Raw genomic sequence first — 20,404 nt, forward strand, 5'->3', positions numbered from 1 at the left:
GTGGCTCAGAGCATGCGGTTCGGGGCTTTGGGCTGTGGGTGTTGTTGGTGGTGGGCTTAAGCCCCACCCTACTCGCTGTTGGTGGGTTATGTGCTCAACCGCTCCCATAGCCCGCTGCGGCGTTCGACGCGGCGCCCGATGGCGGTTTCGAATACGCCGGCGCGGCTTTCGATGAGGCTGAAGCAGTCCCGGGCGCGGGTGATGCCGGTGTAGACCAGCTCCTTGGTCAGCACCGGGTTGAGGTTATCCGGCAGTACCAGGGCGCAATGGGCGAACTCCGAGCCCTGGGATTTGTGCACGGTCATGGCGAACACGGTTTCCACAGCGCCGAGGCGGCTGGGCAGGATCGAGCGCAGGCTGCCCGACCCGTCATTGCGCGGGAACACCACGCGCAAGGCCGAGCGCAACGGGCCGCCCGCCTCCAGCGCCGGCTCGGGCAAGCGCAGGGCGATGCCGATATCGCCATTCATCAAGCCCAGCCCGTAGTCGTTGCGCGTGACCAGCACCGGCCGGCCTTCGTACCAGCCATGCTCCTGTTCGATCAGCCCACGCTGCAGCAGCGCATGGGCGATGCGCCCGTTGAGCGCCTCGACGCCCCAAGAGCCCTTGCGTACTGCACACAGCAGTTGAAAACGATCAAACGCCGCCAGCACCCTCGCGGCCCAGGCATCCCAGCGCTCCTCTCCATCGGAAAGCCCAGGGCGCTGATCACGGAGAATGCTCAGGTAGTCGGCGTAGCCCACCGGGCGTTGCTCGCCACCTGGCAAACCATCGAGCAGCAAGCGTTCGAAGGCACGATCCTGCTCACCCGCCAGGCGTAGCTGGTGCAGATCCCCGCCACCGGCGGCCAGCACCTCGCGTGCCTCCATCGCAGCACCACGATTCACCGCCAAGGCCAGACGCCCGATACCGGAACCACCGGCGAAGCGCCGGGAATGGCGGAGCATAACGATGTGCTGCGACAGCGCCCGCTCTCCCGTCAGCAGTTGCGCATCATCAATCCGCTCGCCCGTCTGCCGTGCCAGCCACTCGCCGGTCGCATGGCTGTAACCGCCTGCCTCGGCATCACGGCACAAATCACCGAGCACCGCGCCCGCCTCCACCGACGCCAGCTGGTCCTTGTCGCCGAGCAGGATCAGTCGCGCATGCTTCGGCAGCGCATCGAGCAGATTGGCCATCATTTCCAGGTCGATCATAGAGGCTTCGTCGACCACCAGCACATCCAGCGGCAGCGGGTTGGCGGCTTGATGACGGAAATGCCGACTGTCCGGCCGACTGCCCAACAGACGGTGCAGGGTGGTGACCGTCTTGGGGATCTGCTCGCGCACCGTTTCGCTGACGGGCAGCGTCGCCACTTGCGCACCGATGGACTCGGTCAGCCGCGCCGCCGCCTTGCCGGTAGGCGCCGCGAGGCTCAGGCGCAACGGTGCGCCCTGATCCAGCGCGGCCGCCTGCAGCAGGGCCAGCAGGCGTACCACAGTAGTGGTCTTGCCCGTGCCGGGGCCGCCGGTGATCAGCGTGAAGCGCCCCCGTGCCGCCAGGGCGCAGGCCAGTTTCTGCCAGTCGGTGAGGCGCTGACCGCCCAGCTCCAAGGGCTCGGGAAACAGCACTGCCAGGCGCTGAGCAAGATCGGCCGGCGCATCCGCCGGGGCCTGCAAGCGCTCGCCGATATCAGCAGCGACGCTGCGCTCGTAATCCCAGTAACGGCGCAGGTACAGGCAGGTGCCGCGTAGCACCAGCGGCGCGACCTCATCCTCGGCATCATGCAGCAGCGCGCTGTTCGCGCAGGCCGCCAGCCAGGCATCGGTACTCAGACCGGCCAGCACTTCGGAAGGCAGCAGGCTGACGCCCTCGGCGTCCTCGCCTTCCGGCGGCAGCGACAGCGCCGAATCCGGATCGGCCAGGGTGGTCTGCAGGTCGAGGCACACATGCCCCTGGCCCAGTTGATGGCTGGCCAGCGCCGCTGCCAGCAGCAGCAAGGGCGATGCCTCGGGATCGAGTTCGGCGAAGAAATGCGCCAGGGTACGATCCAGCTCGCGCAGCCAGCCGCGCTCGCTCCAGGCGGCCAGCAGGGCGAACAGACCGTCACGATTGTCGAGCATCGGCGTCATGCCAGTACCTCCACGGGCTCGCCGAGAAACAGCGCGTCCAGTTTTTCGATCAGCGCCCGCTCCGGCCGCGCCAAATATTGCCCGGCCCCCGGCGCGCGCAGGAACAGGTACAGCGCGCCGCCCATGTGCCGGTCGTAGTCGTAATCGGCCAGGCGCAGCCGCAAGTGGCGATGCAGCGCCAGCACGTACAGCACGTACTGCAGATCATAACGGTGGCTGGCCACGGCAGCGCTCATGGCCTCAGCGGTATAGGCCTGCTCGTCGGCGCCCAGCCAGTTGGACTTGTAGTCGACCACGTAGTAACGGCCCTCATGCTCGAACACCAGGTCGATAAAGCCCTTGAACATGCCATTCAAGGTATCCGGGCTCAGTTGCGGGCGCGCCACGCCGGGCATTTCAGAGCGTTGCACCAGCGCATCCAGACGCAGCACGTCGACCCGGCGGGCCTCGAACCAGAACTCCAGCTCCGCCTGGTACTCGCCCAGGGTCGCCAGGCTCACCGATTGGCCGTTACCCAGCGCCATGGGCTGCACCAGCAGGCCCTGCAGCCACAGCCACAGCGGCTCGATCCAGGTTTCCAGGCCGCGTCGCTGACAACGCCGCGCCAGGTGCTCACGCAGCACGTCCGGCGCCGCCGCCATCTCCGCGAAGCCTTCCGCCGCAGCGATTTCCAGCAGGCCATGGAGGAAGGTGCCGGGGTTCGGCCCGCGCGGAAAACGGTGTAGCCCCTGGGCGGAGACCGGAATCTGCTCCAGCGCCAGTGCCGGGCGCTCGTCGTCACTGGCGATCTGCACGGCCGAGCTGTCCGGAGACACGTCGTCGTGGCGATCCACCGTACTGGCCTCGCCCTCCTCCATGCGCAAGGCACTGTAGGAGGCGATCCACCAATGCTCGGCAGCACGGCGTGATGGCGTGCGCCACTGCGGCTCGAAGCCGTCGGCATCCTGCGCGCGGTATTGCTGATCACTGGCCTCGGGGGCCGGCAGCGCCACGCAGCGCGGCGGATCGGCCAGCGGGCTTAGCCAGTCGATCAGTTGCGCGCTTTGCGCCAGGGGCTGCCCGCCGCCGAGCAGATAACCAAGGGCGCACTGGTGCAGGCGCGAGGTCTTGGCGGTGCCGATCTTCAAGTCCGCGATACCCAGCCAGCAGGCGTGCTGGGCGCGGGTCAGTGCCACGTAGAGCAGACGCAGGTCTTCACCCAGGCGCTCCTGCTCGGCCTGGGCCAGGCTGGCCTCGTCGGGTTTGAGCAGCAGACGGCGACGCTCGCCGTCGTGCACCTGCACCGGTTTCTTGTCGTCCAGCGGGCGGAAGGAACAGATGAAGGGCAGGAACACCAGCGGGTATTCCAGGCCCTTGGATTTGTGGATGGTCACTACGCGCACCAGCGCATCGTCGCTTTCCAGGCGCAGCACCTGCTCCTCGGCAGCCTGACCACGCCCCGCCAGGGACTCGCCAAGATGATGGATCAGCGCCAGCTCGCCGTCCAGTTCGGCGGCGGCCAGCTGTAGCAGCTCGGCCAGGTGCAGCAGATTGGTCAACACCCGCTCGCCGTCAGGGCGGCTCATCAGCCGCTGTGGCAGGCCGAAATCCTGCAGCAACTGGCGCAACATCGGCAGCACGCCCTGGCGCTGCCAGCGCTGGCGGTAACCACGAAATTGCATGACCCGCGCCTCCCAGAAGCGCTCGTCGAGGTTCAGCTGTTCCAGCTCGGTGAGGCTCAGGCCTAGGGTCGAACTGGCCAGTGCCGCACGCAGCGGGCGATCCTGATCGGGCTCGGCGCAGGCGCGCAGCCACAGCAACAGGTCATGGGCTTCCACGGTGTCGAACACCGAATCCTTGTCCGACAGGTAAACGCTGCGTACGCCCCGCGCGGCCAGCTCGCCACGAATCGCCTGGGCTTCCTTGAAGTCGCGTACCAGCACGGCGATATCGCTGGGCCGCAGCGCCGTCAGCTCCCCGCCCTTGAGAAAACCGGCGCGCTGCTGCTGGCCAAGCACCAGCAGGCGGACGATCTCTGCCGCGGCGCTGCCGGCCAGGGCGTCCAGATAACGCCCCTTGGCGACCGCCTCGTCGCTGGGCAGGTGCCAGAGGTTGAGCGCCGGCTGTGCCTCGCCCTCGACCGTCCAGACTTCCTTGCGCCCTTGAGCGCCGACCGCAATGAACGGCAGGTCGTCACGCAACAGAAAGGCGCCCTGCCCGTCCTCACGGGACTCAGCCAGGTGGAACAGCCCGTTGACCGCCTCGACCATGTGCTCGCTGGAGCGGAAGTTGGTGTCCAGGTTGTAGTGCCGCCCGGCAGTGGCACGCCGTGCACGCAGGTAGGTGTGGATGTCCGCGCCGCGGAAGGAATAGATGGCCTGCTTGGGGTCGCCGATCATGAACAGGCCGCAGTCGTCGCGATTCGCCTCCACCTGATACAGGGTGTCGAAGATGCGGTACTGCAACGGATCGGTGTCCTGGAATTCATCGATCAGCGCCACCGGGAACTGCTGACGAATCACCTCGGCCAGGCGTGGGCCGCTGTCGCCCTGCAGGGCGTCGTCCAGGCGGGTGAGCATGTCGTCGAAGCCCATCTCGGCGCGCTGGCGTTTCTCGCGGTCGAAGCGCTGGCGAATCCAGGCGGCGGCGTGGCGCAGCGCAGCGTCGCCGGGTGCGGGCAGCCCGTCGAGCTGCGCCTTGAGCGCGGCCATGGCATCCAGTGCCGGATGCGCAGGCGGCGCCCCAACCTTCCAGGCCTCGGCCAGGCCGTCCGGAGTCAACCGCGTGAAGCCGGTGCCGATATCCAGCACCTCATCATCGCCCAGTGCCCAGGCGCGCAGCTTCTCGAACCAGGGTGTGTAGAAACGCGCTTGCAGCTTTCTGGCATCGACCTGCTTCTCGGCTGCCGCCTGCTCGAGCAGGCCCTGCAACTCGTCGGCCCAGGCTGCCCAGGGTTGCTTGAGAGCGATCAGCGCGCGCTGACGCTCCAGCAGAGTGCCGTCCAGCAAATCGCCGAGCGCCAAGGCGGCGCCATTATCGCCTTCGCCAAGCAACGGGCGGATGCGCAGGCCCAGCTCATCCGGCGCGCCCCAGTTCTCCGCCACCCATTCGAGGGCAAGGCCCTGCAGCGGGTAGCAGTGCTGGCGCCAGTAGTCGCGCACCACCTCGGCGAGCAGCTCACTGTGGTCGGTTTCCAGGGTCTGGCTGAACAGGCTGCCGCTGTCGAAGGCGTGCTCGCGCAGCATGCGCTGGCACCAGCCGTGAATGGTCGACACCGCCGCCTCGTCCATCCACTGCGCCGCCAGCTCCAGGCGCCGAGCGCACTCGGGCCATTGGGCGGAGGCGAAGTCGGCCTTAAGAGTGGTGAGCAAGGCGTCGCCTTCGGCATCACCGCGAAACACCGTGGCCGCCTGCACCAGGCGCGCACGGATACGGTCACGCAATTCACGGGTGGCGGCGTCGGTGAAGGTCACCACCAGAATCTGCGGCGGCAGCAGCGGCTCGCGAAAGGCGGCTTCACCGCCATGCTGGAGGATCAGGCGCAGGTACAGCGCCGAGATGGTGTAGGTCTTGCCGGTACCGGCGCTGGCCTCGATCAAGCGGCTGCCGTGCAGCGGAAAACGCAGCGCCAAGGGGCGTGTAGGCTGGCTCATGGCTGGTCGTCCTTGAGTTCGGCAATGTCTGCATCGAGCAATGACTTGTAGAGCACGGCGCCCCAGTGGGCGAACTGACCGTTTTGCAGCAGGGCGTCGAAGCCCGGGTACTGCCGAGCCAGGCTGGCGCTCTGCTGCACTTCACCCGTGACCAGGTGGCCGCCTTCGTAGACCTTGCGTGCTGCGTCTATGGCCTTGTCCTCATCCTCGTCTTTATCGAGCTGGGCGAACCAGGCCGCGACCGTTCTGATCGCCACCGGCAGCGGTGCCTGCATGCCCTCGGCATAGGCTTCCAGCCACTGGCGCAGGATGCGCTCGCCCTCGGCCCGAGCCAGCGGCTCGAAGGCCAGGCGCACGTCTTCGGCGACCAGCAGGGTGGTGAGTGGATGCCCACAGGCCGCGGCCACCACATGGCTGACCCACGGCCTGAGCAGGCGGTGCCACTTCAGCGAGCGATCCTTGCGCTTCAGGCCCCCCGCTTGCAGTTCCAGGCGGGCCAGAGCGTCGCCGGCACTGCGCAGTTCGCCGAGCCAGTCTTCGAGTTCCAGGCCGGCATGGGCGAAGCTCAGGCGAATAGGCGAAGGCAAACGATCGGGCCAGCGCGCCAGCAGAGCCTCGTAGCCGCGTAGCTGCTCAGGCATCGGCTCGAGCAATTGCGCGCGCAGACGATCACCGAAGCCCGCCACCGGCAACAGACCGCTGCGCTGAATGCGCCGCGCGGCCCGCGTCAGGGCCGCGTCGACACCTTGGTTCTCTTGCAGCGCCAAGGCTGCAGCCTGCAGCAGCTCCTGCTGGATCTGGTGACGCTGCAAGCCATCCAGGGCGAAGGGTTCGCTATCCAGCTCGGCCTGCTCGGTTTCGTCCAGATGCACCTTGAGGCGCACGGTGAAGAAGTGCTTCACCGGGTCGCGCAGAAAGCGCTGCAGTTTTTCCAGATTGAGCGCGGCATCCGCCAGGTAAGCACCCAGTGGCTGCTCGAGCGGCTGGGCCACAGGTGCACGGTGCGACGCAGCCCACTCGTGCACATAGCTGAACAGCGGCCCGCTGCCGGAAAAGTAACGGCGGCTGAAGGGTTGCAGCGGGTGTTCAGTGGTCAGGGCGTGGAGCAGATCGCCGTCGTCCGCCAGGCGCCAGGCGCTGGCCAGGTGGTCGCGCAACTGGCCGACCAGTACCGAAGGCGGTCGCTCGGTGTTGTCGCGAATGCTGCGCCCGACCCAACTGATGTACAGGCGCTCGCGCACCGCCAGCAGCGCTTCGAGCAGCAGGTAGCGATCGTCTTCACGGCGCGAGCGGTCGCCGGGGCGGTAATCGCCGCCCATCAGGTCGAAGTCCAGCGGCGCCTGGCTGCGCGGGTAGTCGCCATCATTCATGCCCAGCAGGCAGAGGTGACGAAACGGGATGGCGCGCATCGGCATCAGCGTGCAAACGTTCACCGCGCCCGCCAGGAAGCGCTGGCTGAGGCCGCCCTGATCCAATCCGCCCAGCCAGGCTTCACGAACCACGGCCAGCGGCAGGGCTTCTTCCAGAGTGGCCGCATCGCAGAGTTCCAGCCAGCTTTCCAGCGCATCCTGGGCCTGGTTGCGCAGTACCTCGTCGCGCTCGTCCTGGGGCAGGAAGAAGTCGTCCAGCAGTGCTCGCAGACGCTCGCCCCAGGTCACCGGCAGCAGCGTCTCGGCGAGGCTGTCGCAATGCGTTTCCAGCACGTCCAGCAGGCGCGTCAGCGGGCCGATCAGCGCGGCATCCAGGCCGCCGATCTCGTCATAGGGCTCGATGCCCGCGCGCGCGCCGGCACCGCCCACGGCGTAGCCGAGCAGCATGCGGCGCAGGCCGAAGCGCCAACTGTTCTGCTCCAACCCGGCCCCCAGGCCAAGGCCTTCGCGTTGCTCGGCATCCAGCCCCCAGCGCACGCCAGCGCCCTCCAGCCAGCGGCGCAACACCGACAGCTGATCTTCGGGGATGGCGAAACGGGCGCGCACCGCGGCCACGTCCAGCAGGTCGAGAATCTCGCTGACGCTGAAGCGGCTGTCCGGCAGACGCAGCAGATGCTCCAGGGCGATCACCAGCGGCTCCTTGCCGCGCAGCCCCTGATCCGCCAGGGTGAAGGGAATGAAGCGCGGATCGTCACTGGCAAACTGGCCGAACACCGCGCGGATCTGCGCCGCATAGCTGTTCACATCGGGCACCATGACGATGATGTCCCGCGGGCGCAGCGTCGGATCCGCGCTGAACGCCGCCAGCAGATGATCGTGCAGCACCTCCACCTCACGCTGGGCGCTATGGGCGACCTGGAAGCGCAAAGACTGATCCTCTACTGGGTCGACAGCGGGCCAATGCGTGCGGCTCTCTTCTACCGGGCGCAGGTCGAGAATGTCGCTTTGCAATTGGCCGAGCAGCGTGCTCTCGTCCGTTGTGCTGAACAGATCGATGCGCTCGAAATGCTCGCGGTAGCGCTGCGGCTCGTCGTACTGATCCAGCAGGTTGATGTAGTCGCGGCCCTGCTTGCCCCAGGATGCCAACAGCGGCTGGCCATGCTGATGCAGCTCCACCGCGTCGAACAGCCCCAATTGGCCGACTTGCCCAGCCTGCCCGCCCGACTTGCGCTTGTGCCGACGATACTCGTGGCGCAGCAGATCCTTGTCTTCGACGATATCGCCCCAGTGGTGCTGCGAGGGATTCTGTACGTAGAGCATCACCTGGCTGAAGCGTGCCATGGCCGCCAGCGCCTCAAGCATCTGCGCCGGCAGCGAAGAGATACCGAAAACAGTAACCCGGCGTGGCAGGCCACGGGGCGGCGCATCCAGCTCGGCCAGTTTGGCGACGAAACGCGGATGCACGCCCGCGCGGCTCTGGGACAGGTGCTCATCACCGACATCCGCCAGCAACGTGCGCCACAACAGCGGTTGCCACAGCGCGCTTTGGTCGAGCTGACGCACACCACCACGGGCCGTGCGCAACTGATCGTGCCCTGCGGCCCAGTCCGCCAGCCAGTCGGCGCGGTACACCTGGTACTGGTCGAACAGGTCGGCCAGGCGCTCGGCCAACTGATGGCGCTTGCGCAGGTCGGCATCGTCCGCCAGAAAGCGCCGCAACGGCGCGAAACAGGGCTCGCCCAACAGGCTCGGCAGCAGGCGCATCAGCCGCCAGGTCAGCGGTGCCTTGTCCAGCGGCGACTGCTGCGGAATCGCCTCGCTGCCCAGCACGCTGCGGTACGCCTGCCAGAGAAAGCGTGCCGGCAGGCTCACATCCGTGGCCGCCGCAATGCCGCAGCCCTCCTGTTCGGCCAGGGCCAGCTTGAGCCACTGGGCGATGCCGTTGCTCTGCACCAGCAGCACTTCGTTCTCCAGCGGCCGCAACGGATACATGCGCATCCACTCCACCGCCAACGCCCTCAGTTCCTCGAGGCGATTGCCATGGATCACGATCAGACCGGGGTTCAGCGCCGACATGGATGTGGTTCCCGAGTGTGCAGAATCAGACGGCGAATGATGACAGAGCGAAGCGCCGACGTGTGACACACAGGCCGCGTGATCGGCTAAAAATCGGCGGCGACTTTCAGCGAGACGCCACCCCGCACCGAGCAACAGGCCCAACGACTGTGCGCTCCTGCTCAAAAAACACGGCTGGCCTGCGAAATGTGGCCGATTGCCAAAGGATTTTGTGTCCGCCGCTTACGGACGACTGTCTAGCGTTCAGACATCAACATGGCCTGGCAGGTAGCCGGGCCGCGAGTAAGGGGAAGGACGTTGGAAAAGAATATAGGCGCCACGTACATGAAGCAGGGCGTTATCGCCGGATTGGTATTGATAGTACTGATCGCGGTTGTCAGCAGCTTCTATACCGTCGACGAAAAAGAACGTGCAGTGGTGCTGCGCAACGGTGCCTTCATCGAAGTCGCTGACCCCGGCCTGCACTGGAAAATCCCCTTCATCGACAGCGCGAAAGCCATCTCCGTGCAGAACAACGCCACCAAGTGGGACAAGCTGCAGGCCTACAGCCGTGACCAGCAGGCCGCGACGCTGTCGGTCTCGGTCAGCTGGCACGTGCCGGCTGGCGAAGTGGCTGCGGTCTACAAGGGTTACGCCGATCTGGACGGCCTGCTGGCCAGGGCCATCAGCCGCCATGTGCCGACTCAGGTCGAAAACGTCTTCGGTCAATACACCGCCGTCAACGCCGTACAGCAGCGTGGCAAGCTGGTCACCGATATCGCGGCCGCCATCAAGGGCGCGATCAGCGGTCCGGTGGTGATCGACAGCGTACAGGTCGAGAACATCGACTTTAGCGATGCCTATGAAAAGTCCATCGAAGAACGCATGCGCGCCGAAGTCGCGGTAAAAACCCGCGAACAGCAACTGGCTACCGAACAGATCCAGGCGCAGATCGTCGTCACCCAGGCCCAGGCAAAAGCCGATTCGGCTCTTGCCGCCGCTCGCGCCGAGGCGGAAAGCATCCAGCTACGTGGCGAGGCAGAAGCCAAGGCGATTGATGCACGCGCTCGTGCCCTGGGCAGCAACCCGGGCCTGGTCGAATTGACTAAGGCCGAGCGTTGGGACGGCGTATTGCCGACCACCGTACTGCCAAGCGGTACCCTGCCGTTTATCGAAGCCAGGAAGTAACGCCCTACCGCTGCGATTGGTAACCACAGACAGAAGGGCCTTTAGAGGCCCTTCTGTTCATCCGCACATCGCCGGCTACGAGTTCCTTCCCGGAGCGGCGCCAGCAAGGTATCGAACACCTGCAATCTGCTTCGGCCCGGCGTACATCACCGCTTCACAACGGAAAAGGCCGCTACCCGGGTGTCGGACAGCGGCCTTTTTCACAGTGCCTGGCGTCGAAAACCGCCAGGGCGCTATACGCGGAAGTGGCTGACCATCATCTGCAACTGATTACCCAGGCGCGCCAGCTCGATGCTCGATGCCGCGGTCTCCTCACTGGCCTCGGCGGTCTGCTCGGAGATGTCGCGCACGTTGACCACGCTGCGGCTGATCTCCTCGGCCACCGCGCCCTGTTGCTCGGCGGCCGCGGCGATCTGCTGGTTCATCGCCTGGATGTTGGACACCTTGCGGGTAATCATCCCCAGCGCGTCACCGGCCTTGCGGGTCAGCGCCACGCTGCTGTCGGTCAGCTCGCGACTGCCATGCATGATGTTTGCAACTTGCTGAGTGCCCTGCTGCAAGCCGGCGATCAGGCCTTCGATCTCTTCGGTGGACTTCTGCGTACGCTGAGCCAGCCCGCGCACCTCGTCAGCCACCACAGCGAACCCGCGCCCTGCTTCACCGGCACGCGCCGCCTCGATGGCAGCATTCAGCGCCAGCAGGTTGGTCTGCTCGGCAACCGCCTTGATCACGTCCATCACGCCGCCGATCTTCTTGCTCTCGCTTTGCAACTCGCTCATGGCATCGGTAGAACGCGTGACTTCCGCGGCAAGGCGATCGATCTGCGCGATAGCTTGCGCCACTACACGATCACCCTCGCCGGCCTCATGATCCGCATCGGACGCCGCCTGGGAAGCCTCGGCAGCACTGCGCGCCACCTCCTGCACAGTGGCCGACATCTCCTGCATGGCCGTGGCCACCTGATCGGTTTCCACCTTTTGACTGTTGACCCCGGCGCTGGTCTGCTCGGTCACGGCCGAGAGTTCCTCGGCGGCGCTGGCAATCTGCGTAACACCGTCACGAATGCCGCCAATCAGCTCACGCAAGGTGCTGCCCATCCGCTGGATGCCCTGCTGCACCACACCGAGCTCGTCACGACGGCTGACCTGCAGGGTGTGGGTGAGATCACCACTGGTGATGCGCTCCACCGCTTCGAGGGTTTCCTGCAGGGGCCGGGTAATCTGTCGAGTGATCAGCCAGGCGGCGAAGATGCCCACCAGCAGGGCCAGCAGCGTGGCACCGATCATCATGCGGTTGGCAAAGGCGGAATCACTGTCTCGCAGCGTAACCTGCATCGCCAGCAGCGCATCGCTGCCCTTGACGATCTCCTGTACCTGAGCAGTCATGGCATCGCGCAACTGCAATCGCTCGGCGGTTGCCGTGCGATAGGTGCCCAGCAGATTGCGGTAGGCGGTGACCGTGGCCTCGAGTTGCTGGACCTGCTCGCGGTAGTCGCTGGCGAATACCGCGCTCAGAGCGCCGAGCCCCTGATCGAGCCGGTCGATCTGCTGGTTCAGCGCCTGCTCGGTGCGCTCATTCGCATCAGCGGTGTAGTTCACCACGCGGTAGCGCAGGTTCTGCACATCATCCTTGGTCCGGGCGATAGCCTGATAACGCGCAAAACCCGCTTCGTCACCAGCGGCAGTGCGTGACACTTCGTCGATGACGCGATCGATCAACTCGCCGGCCCGATCCGCCAGGTCGACCATTTCGGCACGGGTCTTGTTGGCGGTGTCATAAGCACCACGCGTTTTATCGAAGGCTTGCTGGTATTGTCCCATCAACTCCACCTGCTGCTTGATCAGGCGAACGTTCTCCGGGTTCTGAAAGTGCGGCAACATTTCCTGCTGCCGCTGAACGAGCGTGCGAATACGCTGCTGCACCTTCTCGGCGTCAGCGGGAACACCGTTGCTGAGCAGGTACTGCAGGCGCGCGATGCGCAGATCGGTCAGGGTGTGGGCCAGGTCATTGACGTCCGTCATCCGCTCGCTGCGTTGCACCACGCTGCCCAGGCTAGTCCAACCGACGATGGCCAGGGCCATGGTCAACAAGAGCACAAGGCCAAATCCCAAGGCCAGTTTCATGGTGACACTGATATTGCCAAACCACGTATTCATGGATTGCTCCAACTGCATATTCATATGATGAGGAAACTGGAGACTTATTCTTGTTGAACCAGCCCGCACTCCAAGCGCGGTTCTGAGGCGGCATCCCAGCCGGTGTCGCGATGATTCACCCATCGAACTGACGATGCAGTGATGCTCGCCAAGCGAGCGATATCACTTTGATATTGCACAGACGTAGCACAGCGCGGCTTGGTTCAACCTGATTTGTGTAAGCGATACTCGAATAGCGCTTTCCAGATAGGTCGCTGGCTTAAGAGCGGGTATGCAGACCGCTACGTTACGGGCACCCGGCAGGATGTTTGAGAGGTGAAAAACCACTCAGGCGGGAGGGCAAATGCCAGTCTCAGTAATTCGACCCAAACGCAGGTTTTCAGGTCTTAAAGACATCGGCATAGCGTGGCGGAGCAAACAATGAGCGCGTTCGATTGGCAGCGTATGCTGTTGGGTGACTTTCCCTTCCTGTTTCTGGGAGAAGTGGCGTTCCGTGCAGCCTTCGCCTTCATTGTGGTTTTTCTATTCCTGAAGGTAAGCGGCCGACGCGGCATTCGTCAGTTGTCGCTGTTCGAACTGGTGGTGATCCTCACACTTGGCTCGGCCGCCGGCGACGTGTCGTTCTACGAGGATGTTCCGCTGCTACCAGTGGCCATGGTCTTCGCGACACTGCTCGTGCTTTACCGCGTGATCGTTGTAGCGATGAGCCACAGCGAGCGCTTCTCGGACTGGATGGAAGGCAAACCGGTCACCATCATCAAGGACGGGCTGTACGAACTTAACAGCCTGGATCACCTGAACATCTCACCCGAAGAGTTCTTCATGGAGTTGCGTCAGCAAGGCGTCGAACACCTTGGCCAGGTGCGCCTCGGCATCCTGGAAACCGATGGAGACGTAAGTCTCTACTTCTACCCGCCAGAAACCGTCAAAGCCGGCCTATCGGTGCTACCGCCCGAGCACCGTGCCGAGTACCAGAAAGTGCCCGCAGACAACCTCTACGCCTGCGTCCGCTGCGGCCACACGCAACCCCTCAAAAGCCAACAGCAGACCACCTGCCCACGGTGCAACCAAGGCATCTGGTCGCTCGCACTGAGCAACCAGCGACTCCGTTGATGCAAGTAGGCACGAAAATGGTTAGCGCCGACCTCGTCACGGCGTAGCAGCAGGGTTGCTAGATAGATGCTGATACAAGCGAACAGCAGCACTGCTGCCTGCGCAAGCATCTCCAGCAAACCGGTAGCGTGGGCAATATCACCACCAGCCACATGGCGGCGAAAAGCCCGGCTCAATAGCCGGGCTCCCTTTACCAAAAGCTCCAAGGTTGCCATCTGAAAACCTGCGAGCTAGAGTGCGCCGGTCACGGTCTATCCCGTGGCCGGGTGTGACAACCTGAAAAACCAAGACGCGGTGCGTCGTAATTGCTTAGCCGGTATCCATTACCGTGCTACTGCATTTCTATGGCGGGCCGTACGGGGCAGGCTTCGGCCTGGCCGGTTCCCTTGGTTTCCGGTTTGTCACCCCCGTACGGTTCGTCACCATAACCGCGTGACAACGGCGGTGGCGGCTCCTTAATCAAACCAGGGAGCATAAGGAAAATGCGCCATCCAGCTTTTACGCCAGGGCACCACCCTGCTCGCCCATACGGCCCACTGACCTCCCTCCTGGAGGTGCCCCATGGCTAACCCGTTCGGCCGTGTACTCAGCTTCCCCAAACGCCCAAGCCCTATTTCGGGGACTAACTTCCAAACTCGCAACGCCCAAGCCGATGCAGAACTGCGTGCCGCGCTTCTCCGTGAGCTATTCGAAGAACTCGCCCGAAAGGAACGAGAACGACCGGACTCGCTAAGGGTAAAAATGGCCTGCATGGCAGCACAGGAGCTACTCGACGAACTCACAGTGCTCTATCGTCGCGCGCTATCGGAAACGCGGGGAGGAAACGGCCATGGCTAGAGGCACGACCACAACCCTGCCCTTCAATGATGGCCATCCAGGCCTGACAATCGCCTGGGCCAAGGATTGCCGCCCCGCCTTTCAACAAGGCGTACGCGCCGCCGAAAGCTGGCTAAACGGCAAACGGAACAATTGGCTGTGGGCAGGACTGATCGTTGAAAGGGACGAACTGCCCGACGAGAGCGAACGTATGGCCTTCGAGGTGGCATTTATCAGTCGGATTCAGCAGAGGTTGGAGGGTACGGGCTGAGTTACACGCTGCGAAGAGTGAGCGTCAAAGCATATGCGGGAAAACTGCATATGCTTTGACGTTAAAGACAAACTGCCGCGCCCTAAAAAGTATTTTTTGGATGGCTGCTGCCTCACTCCTCAGCGAAGTAATCGCTATCGATCTGCTTCACTTCGTATACCTGCTTAACACTCACGCCCAGGTTATTCTCAACCATCAAACGAGCCAGTTCCGCGCCATCGATAAGTACCACTTTGATATCTAACCCTAATGCCGCATCACGAGCGCCAGGGGAGAAATCGGACGTGGTGATGAAAACGCCCTTGCGCGCCCGCTTACGGGTCAAGGCGCCGATGAACTTGTCGATTTCCGGACGATGGACTGTGTTATTCCAACGCTTGGCCTGCAGGTAAATGACATCAAGACCGAGTTTGTCCTCCTTGATGATGCCGTCAATTCCATCGTCATTAGTTGCCTGAGTCGCTTTGCCGGCCTCCTTGCGCGAGCCACCGTAACCCATGGCGATCATCAGCTCGACCACCAGTTTTTCGAAAAAGCCCGGTGTGCCCGCTTTGACCTGAGCCAGCACATCATCAGCAAGCGCCCTTACAAGCTCCTGATGAGCACTGGCCAATTGTTCATCAGGCGTTGCATCCATTGAGTCGGGTACTGGTAATGCTGGCACTTCAACGCTTTGAGCCTTGGCTGTATGGAACTCCACAAACTCAGGGAACTGCTTCAACCAACTAATCGTGATCCGCTCTGGGCCATTAGCCAAAGCATCTAGCCCGCGAGATGTTATCTGTGTCATGCCTTTAGCCGGAATGGTCAGTAATCCCGCCTTGTGCAAATAGGTTCTGGCCCATCCAATACGGTTGTTAATGAATGTCTGACCTGAAGGCACACGCTCCTTGCGTTCCTCTTCAGAGAGAGAGAACACCACCGCAATACAGTCACGCAGTTCATTAAGAGATAGCGGTGCTCCATTCTGCAAAATCACTAGCAGCGGGCGCATCACACTTTGAAAATCCGGAATTGCCATCGTTATTCCCTAACCGTGTTGGCTACTTAAACGCTGCGTCGATGGTCATCATCATGCCCCGTCGCGGACTTCAGCATCTTCAAAATCACCAGTGCAAAAGCCCGGCTCTTGGTTTCATTATCCAGCACTTCCAGCGATAGCTTCTCATGGTCAGTCATAGCATCGAGTACGGTGTCGAGCACTCGCTTGGGGAACAGGCCGTGCATCACTTGCTCAACCGAGTGGTTGTTCACCTGGGCCATTACATCGTCCTGACGGCCGATGCGCTGAGCAATACCAGTGAGGAACTGCAGCTGATCCTCATCGCTCACTTCTGCGCCGAAGATGTCATTGAGCGCATTGATGATCTCGGATAGACGCTTCTTCTCTGGATCGTGAGGCTTGCCACTACCAACGTCACTGCTGGGTTTGAGGGTGTATTCGCCCTCTCCTTCGCTGAGGCGTAACTGGTGCTCGGCGCGCTTGCTCAGACGGTAATGGCTCAGTTGCAGCTCGCCCACATCCACATCCTCTTGTTGCAGGCGATCCACGCGCAACAGCGGGTGCAGGTGCTTGGCATACACACAGAGCTGCTCCAGTTCGCGATCCTCATAAGGCACGATCTGCGAAAGGAACTCGTACAGGCGCACAAAGCTTTGCAGGTTTTTGCGGAACAGATCGAGCTGGTCGATCTGCTCGCCTGCTTCTTTCAACGCATGCTCGGCCTTTTTTAGGCCGGCGCTATCGCCGTTGGCTTCAGCAGTGCGTTTGAAGTCCAGCGCTTGCTGGCGCGACTCCACTGAGAAGGCATAGCGCTTGGCAAAGCGCTCCTTGGCGGGTGTGCAGTAATAACTGAGCTTACTGGCCGACGCCTTCGGATCGAAGAACGCTAGAGCGAACGCCTCGACTTCCTGCCAGTGATAGATTCCTTCCGCATCCAGCTTCTTCTGCAAGTCGTAGATGATCTGCGGGTCGGTGACATCACTCAGCTCGGCCCTGGTGTAATACGGCAGGAAGGCATCGAGAATGTCCTGCGGCGTGTTGAAGAAGTCGAGGATAAACGTCTGCTTCGCTGGGAACGTACGGTTAAGCCGCGACAGAGTTTGTACACAGTCCACGCCCTGCAGCTTCTTGTCCACGTACATGGCGCAAAGCTTGGGCTGATCGAAGCCGGTCTGGTACTTGTTGGCCGCAATCATCACGTTGAAATCTTGGGTGTCGAAGGCGTCCGCCAAGTCGCGGCCATTCAGGCCGGCGTTGAGTAGGCTGCTGCTTTCCGTCACTTCCTCGGGAATCACTTCGTCTGCCAACACACTGCCAGAGAACGCTACCAATGGGTGCACATCGCCGTAGCCCATATGCTGTACATAGGCCTTTAGGGCCAACTGATAACGCACCGCTTCCTGGCGACTACTGGTCACCACCATCGCTTTGGACTGGCCGTTGAGCAGATGAAGAATGTTGGCGCGAAAGTGCTCGACGATGATTTCGACCTTTCTGTCGATGTTGTACGGATGCAGGCGCACCCAGCGTGCCAGCTTCATGCGCGCTTTTTTCGAATCCACCTCTTCGTCTTCGCCATCCGGGTGGGCGATCTTCCAGGCGGTGCTGTAGGTGGTGTAGTTACGCAGCACATCGAGGATAAAGCCTTCCTCGATGGCCTGGCGCATGGAGTACAGGTGGAAGGCTTCCGGCTTGTTGCTGGCACTTGGTGGCAGCGTTGGGTCGGGCACGCGGCCGAATAGTTCGAGGGTCTTGGCCTTGGGCGTGGCGGTGAAGGCGTAATAGCTGATGTGCTCGTTGGGCTGACGCGCCTGCACGGCCGCGCCCAGCAGGTCTTCGGCACTGATTTCCTCGGACTCAACCGCATCGTTGCCAAGAATCTGCTTCAGCTTGCTGGCAGAGGAGCCGGTCTGCGAGGAATGCGCTTCATCGGCAATCACCGCATAGCGCCCCGAAGCGAGCTTGGGGTACTTCTCCAGCGCGTCGAACAGTGCCGGGAAGGTCTGAATGGTGACGATGATGATGCGCGTCTGCTCAGCCAGCGCTTCGGCCAGTTGCTCAGACTTGCTCTGGTTGCCTACGTCGCGGGTGATCGGTCGCACGACGCCCTGGGCGTGCTCGAACTGATAGATGGTGTTCTGCAATTGGCTGTCCAGCACAGTGCGGTCGGTGACCACGATGACCGAGCTAAACAGTCGCTGTCCGTCGGCGCTGTACATCGAGGCGAGCTGGTGGGCTGTCCAGGCGATGGAGTTGGACTTTCCAGAGCCGGCGCTGTGCTGGATCAGGTAACGCTTGCCCGGCCCTTCTGCGTTGGTGGTCTCGATCAGCTGGTTGACCACATCCCACTGGTGGTAGCGCGGGAAGATCATCGTTTCCTTGGTGGTCAGCGTGCCGTCGAAGCCCTCGCTGGTTTTCTTGTCCAGGTGCAGGAAACGCCCAAGCACCTTGAGCCAGGCATCCGGCCGGAACAGCCGTTGCCACAAGTAGCCGGTGGCGTACTGGCTGTCGTCGGGCGGAGGCGGGTTGCCCGCGCCGCCTTCCGCGCTGCCAAGGTTGAACGGCAGGAAGAAGGTATCCTTACCCGCCAGCTTGGTGGTCATCGCCACCTCGTTCTGGCCCACGGCAAAGTGCACCAGCGCGCCACGCTTGAAGGTCAGCAGCGGCTCGGGTTTGCGCGTGAGCAGGTCTTTTACCGGCCGGTCGTAGCGGTACTGACGCTTGGCGTTTTCCACGCTCTGCTTGAACTCGCTTTTCAGCTCCAGCGTGGCGGTGGGGATGCCGTTGACGAACAGCACAAGATCCAGCCGTGGGTTATAGCTCTGCCCGCCGCTAGCGGCATCACGCGCATGCGGCGAATAAGACACCTCCGGCACTACGCGCAGGCGGTTGCACTGGTAGCGCTTGAGAGTGTCCGGGTTCATGCCATGGTCGGGATGGAAGCTGCACAGCTCCACCTTCACCGCTGGCAGCTTGAAGCCATGGCGTAGCACATCCAGGGTGCCGCTCTGCTCCAGCTCGCGCACCAGCTTTTGCACCAGCACATCATCCGGGTTGTTCGGGTTGGCCTTGGCGAACTTGTCCCAACGCTCGGGCCAGGCGTCCTTGAAGTAACCGAGCACGTCTTCGGTATACAGCGCCGTGCGGCGGTCATAGCCGCTGGCGGTGCCGACCAGCCAGCCTTGGGCAGCTAGGGCGTTGATGATGTCTTGTTGAAACTGAGCTTCCTTGCTGTCCGCCATTACACGGCCTCTTCTACTAATTCGGGAGTTGGCGCACTGGCCGGTGGCTGCCAGCCGCGTACGTCGATTTTGCCGGTGACGGCGGCGGAGATTAGGGCGGATCGGCGCTCTTGGAGAAGATCTACTGCCGAAGTGGCCTGGCTCACTAGCTTGTTAAAATTGGAATCATAACTTTTAACAAAAGCGACTACAGGATGTTGAGCATCTAACGGTGGCAATACCAAAGGCAAGTCACCAAGGATGACCATGTTCAACCCTTCCATTGTCGAGCCTTGCGACTCCTCCCTCAGCCTACTTTGATATCGCAAACTCATAAGCAATATCTTTACAAATTCCGGAACGACCTTACTTGATGCAAATTTATAACGGACAAGCCTGGGATTAATTATTCCAACCTCAACCCCTACAGGTACTACAGACACCCTCCCGATTGTGCCCATTACGGAGACAAGTACATCTCCGGGACACACAACATAACGCTGCATCTCACTGAATTTTTCCTCGGAGATGTAATAGTCACCTATAGAGAAGTCATCCGATATGACTTGCTGCTGGCCGTAAACTCTATAGCCAGAGTCGGTATACATGGCTTTGGTTAGCGAAGCGCCGTAAGGCCCAGCAACCTTCTCCTCGACGAGAAATTTCAGGGGAGACACCGCCCAATGTGCCGGCACCTCGCCTAGCCACTCCACGCCAGAGTCTTTCATCGGCACCGTGGGGTCGAGGCCTTTGGTGACGGCGTGAGAGATCACGGCCTGGCGCTTTTCCTTGAGCAGCTCGATCAGGCGCTGCTGCTCTTCGATCAGCGCGTCGATGCGGGCGGTTTCGTGGTCGAGGAAGCGGGCAATTTTGGTTTGTTCTGGCAAGCCTGGAATCGCCAATCGATAATTACCAATCTGACCTTCATTCAAAGATGGCACGGCCCCAGGATTTGCAATTAAATCAAACCGGACGGTACCCATTGAGTAAAGAGCAAACTGATTCGAAACTCTTCCCGTTAAGACAATAAGCCCCATCATATTGTTATCAAGACAGGCTTCTGCGCTGATTGTTCTTAACCGCCCGAGCAGCAATGCAGCGCCAACCTTAGCAAAGACAATTGTCCCTTTCGGAAAAATATAGGCCCCAAGCTCTTTCGCAGTTTCGCGAGTAATAGTGTTTTCGCTTGTTCGCAGAACACCGTCGCTATCCGCAGACGCCAGAGCATTAACTTTGTGAAAGTCCAACTCATGCGAATCAACACCCTGTTTATCATGAGGGAAACCGGCGCCTCCTTTAAGCCATCCGACCCATTTCACAGGTAATACATTCCAGTGCTCGGGCACATCCCCGAGCCACTCCACGCCCGAATCTTTGTACGCCAGATACGCTGGGAAACTACTCGGGCTATCCATGCCCTCGCTCTGGGGGCCAACGGCTGCGCCGCTGTTCAAATTTGCTCCCGACA

The 20,404-nt window shown here is 62.1% G+C and carries 10 protein-coding genes and 1 pseudogene; 3 read left to right on the top strand and 8 right to left on the bottom strand.

Annotation, left to right across the window (positions count from 1 at the left end; all coding sequences use genetic code 11):
* Positions 1-86: 86 nt before the first annotated feature.
* From recD to recC, 3 genes are read right to left on the bottom strand one after another with little or no spacing between them, the layout of a single operon-like run.
* Complete coding sequence (gene recD, locus ACZ0AI_RS08265) at positions 87-2,111, bottom strand: exodeoxyribonuclease V subunit alpha (RefSeq protein ID WP_463565327.1); 2,025 nt, start codon at positions 2,109-2,111, stop codon at positions 87-89.
* On the bottom strand, positions 2,108-5,743 hold the full coding sequence (recB, locus tag ACZ0AI_RS08270) for an exodeoxyribonuclease V subunit beta (RefSeq protein ID WP_463565328.1): 3,636 nt from the start codon (positions 5,741-5,743) through the stop codon (positions 2,108-2,110). Before recB ends, recD begins: the two co-directional genes overlap by 4 nt.
* Complete coding sequence (gene recC / locus ACZ0AI_RS08275) at positions 5,740-9,189, bottom strand: exodeoxyribonuclease V subunit gamma (RefSeq protein WP_463565329.1); 3,450 nt, start codon at positions 9,187-9,189, stop codon at positions 5,740-5,742. The genes recB and recC overlap by 4 nt, the downstream gene beginning before the upstream one ends.
* A gap of 324 nt (positions 9,190-9,513) precedes the next feature.
* Between recC and ACZ0AI_RS08280 the strand changes: the two genes are divergently transcribed.
* Positions 9,514-10,356: a prohibitin family protein gene (locus ACZ0AI_RS08280; protein WP_225839771.1), complete on the top strand. Its 843-nt coding sequence runs from the start codon at positions 9,514-9,516 to the stop codon at positions 10,354-10,356.
* A gap of 233 nt (positions 10,357-10,589) precedes the next feature.
* On the opposite strand, the gene ACZ0AI_RS08285 is transcribed toward ACZ0AI_RS08280, so the two are convergent.
* Together ACZ0AI_RS08285 and ACZ0AI_RS08290 are read right to left on the bottom strand one after the other, a co-directional pair.
* Positions 10,590-11,453, bottom strand: a complete 864-nt coding sequence (locus tag ACZ0AI_RS08285; protein ID WP_463570117.1) for a methyl-accepting chemotaxis protein — start codon at positions 11,451-11,453, stop codon at positions 10,590-10,592.
* Positions 11,445-12,635, bottom strand: a pseudogene (locus ACZ0AI_RS08290) (methyl-accepting chemotaxis protein); the annotation flags it as partial. The gene ACZ0AI_RS08285 and the pseudogene ACZ0AI_RS08290, both read right to left, overlap by 9 nt.
* 297 nt (positions 12,636-12,932) lie before the next feature.
* On the opposite strand from ACZ0AI_RS08290, the gene ACZ0AI_RS08295 reads away from it, so the two are divergent.
* Both ACZ0AI_RS08295 and ACZ0AI_RS08300 read left to right on the top strand, forming a co-directional pair.
* Complete coding sequence (locus ACZ0AI_RS08295) at positions 12,933-13,625, top strand: DUF421 domain-containing protein (RefSeq protein WP_463565330.1); 693 nt, start codon at positions 12,933-12,935, stop codon at positions 13,623-13,625.
* Positions 13,626-14,454: 829 nt separating this feature from the next.
* On the top strand, positions 14,455-14,712 hold the full coding sequence (locus ACZ0AI_RS08300; protein ID WP_463565331.1) for a LasR-specific antiactivator QslA: 258 nt from the start codon (positions 14,455-14,457) through the stop codon (positions 14,710-14,712).
* Positions 14,713-14,824: 112 nt separating this feature from the next.
* On the opposite strand, the gene ACZ0AI_RS08305 is transcribed toward ACZ0AI_RS08300, so the two are convergent.
* The 3 genes from ACZ0AI_RS08305 to ACZ0AI_RS08315 are packed head-to-tail and all read right to left on the bottom strand — an operon-like array spanning position 14,825 to position 20,351.
* Positions 14,825-15,733 carry a restriction endonuclease gene (locus ACZ0AI_RS08305; protein WP_463565332.1) on the bottom strand — a complete coding sequence of 303 codons (909 nt, stop codon included), beginning with the start codon at positions 15,731-15,733 and terminating at the stop codon, positions 14,825-14,827.
* Between the two features lie 26 nt (positions 15,734-15,759).
* Entirely contained in the window at positions 15,760-18,957 is a 3,198-nt protein-coding gene (locus tag ACZ0AI_RS08310) for a type I restriction endonuclease subunit R (protein WP_463565333.1), read from the bottom strand.
* Positions 18,957-20,351 (bottom strand): restriction endonuclease subunit S, encoded by a 1,395-nt coding sequence (locus ACZ0AI_RS08315; protein WP_463566075.1) that lies wholly within the window; start codon positions 20,349-20,351, stop codon positions 18,957-18,959. Before ACZ0AI_RS08315 ends, ACZ0AI_RS08310 begins: the two co-directional genes overlap by 1 nt.
* Positions 20,352-20,404: the final 53 nt, after the last annotated feature.

The organism is Pseudomonas sp. AC355 (genome assembly GCF_979258205.1).

What these genes read in the sequence shown, in the direction of transcription:
- recD (WP_463565327.1), bottom strand. Translation starts at nt 2,111, where the DNA reads ATGACGCCGATGCTCGACAATCGTGACGGTCTGTTCGCCCTGCTGGCC.
- recB (WP_463565328.1), bottom strand. Translation starts at nt 5,743, where the DNA reads ATGAGCCAGCCTACACGCCCCTTGGCGCTGCGTTTTCCGCTGCACGGC.
- recC (WP_463565329.1), bottom strand. Translation starts at nt 9,189, where the DNA reads ATGTCGGCGCTGAACCCCGGTCTGATCGTGATCCATGGCAATCGCCTC.
- ACZ0AI_RS08280 (WP_225839771.1), top strand. Translation starts at nt 9,514, where the DNA reads ATGAAGCAGGGCGTTATCGCCGGATTGGTATTGATAGTACTGATCGCG.
- ACZ0AI_RS08285 (WP_463570117.1), bottom strand. Translation starts at nt 11,453, where the DNA reads ATGGGCAGCACCTTGCGTGAGCTGATTGGCGGCATTCGTGACGGTGTT.
- ACZ0AI_RS08295 (WP_463565330.1), top strand. Translation starts at nt 12,933, where the DNA reads ATGAGCGCGTTCGATTGGCAGCGTATGCTGTTGGGTGACTTTCCCTTC.
- ACZ0AI_RS08300 (WP_463565331.1), top strand. Translation starts at nt 14,455, where the DNA reads ATGGCTAGAGGCACGACCACAACCCTGCCCTTCAATGATGGCCATCCA.
- ACZ0AI_RS08305 (WP_463565332.1), bottom strand. Translation starts at nt 15,733, where the DNA reads ATGGCAATTCCGGATTTTCAAAGTGTGATGCGCCCGCTGCTAGTGATT.
- ACZ0AI_RS08310 (WP_463565333.1), bottom strand. Translation starts at nt 18,957, where the DNA reads ATGGCGGACAGCAAGGAAGCTCAGTTTCAACAAGACATCATCAACGCC.
- ACZ0AI_RS08315 (WP_463566075.1), bottom strand. Translation starts at nt 20,351, where the DNA reads ATGGATAGCCCGAGTAGTTTCCCAGCGTATCTGGCGTACAAAGATTCG.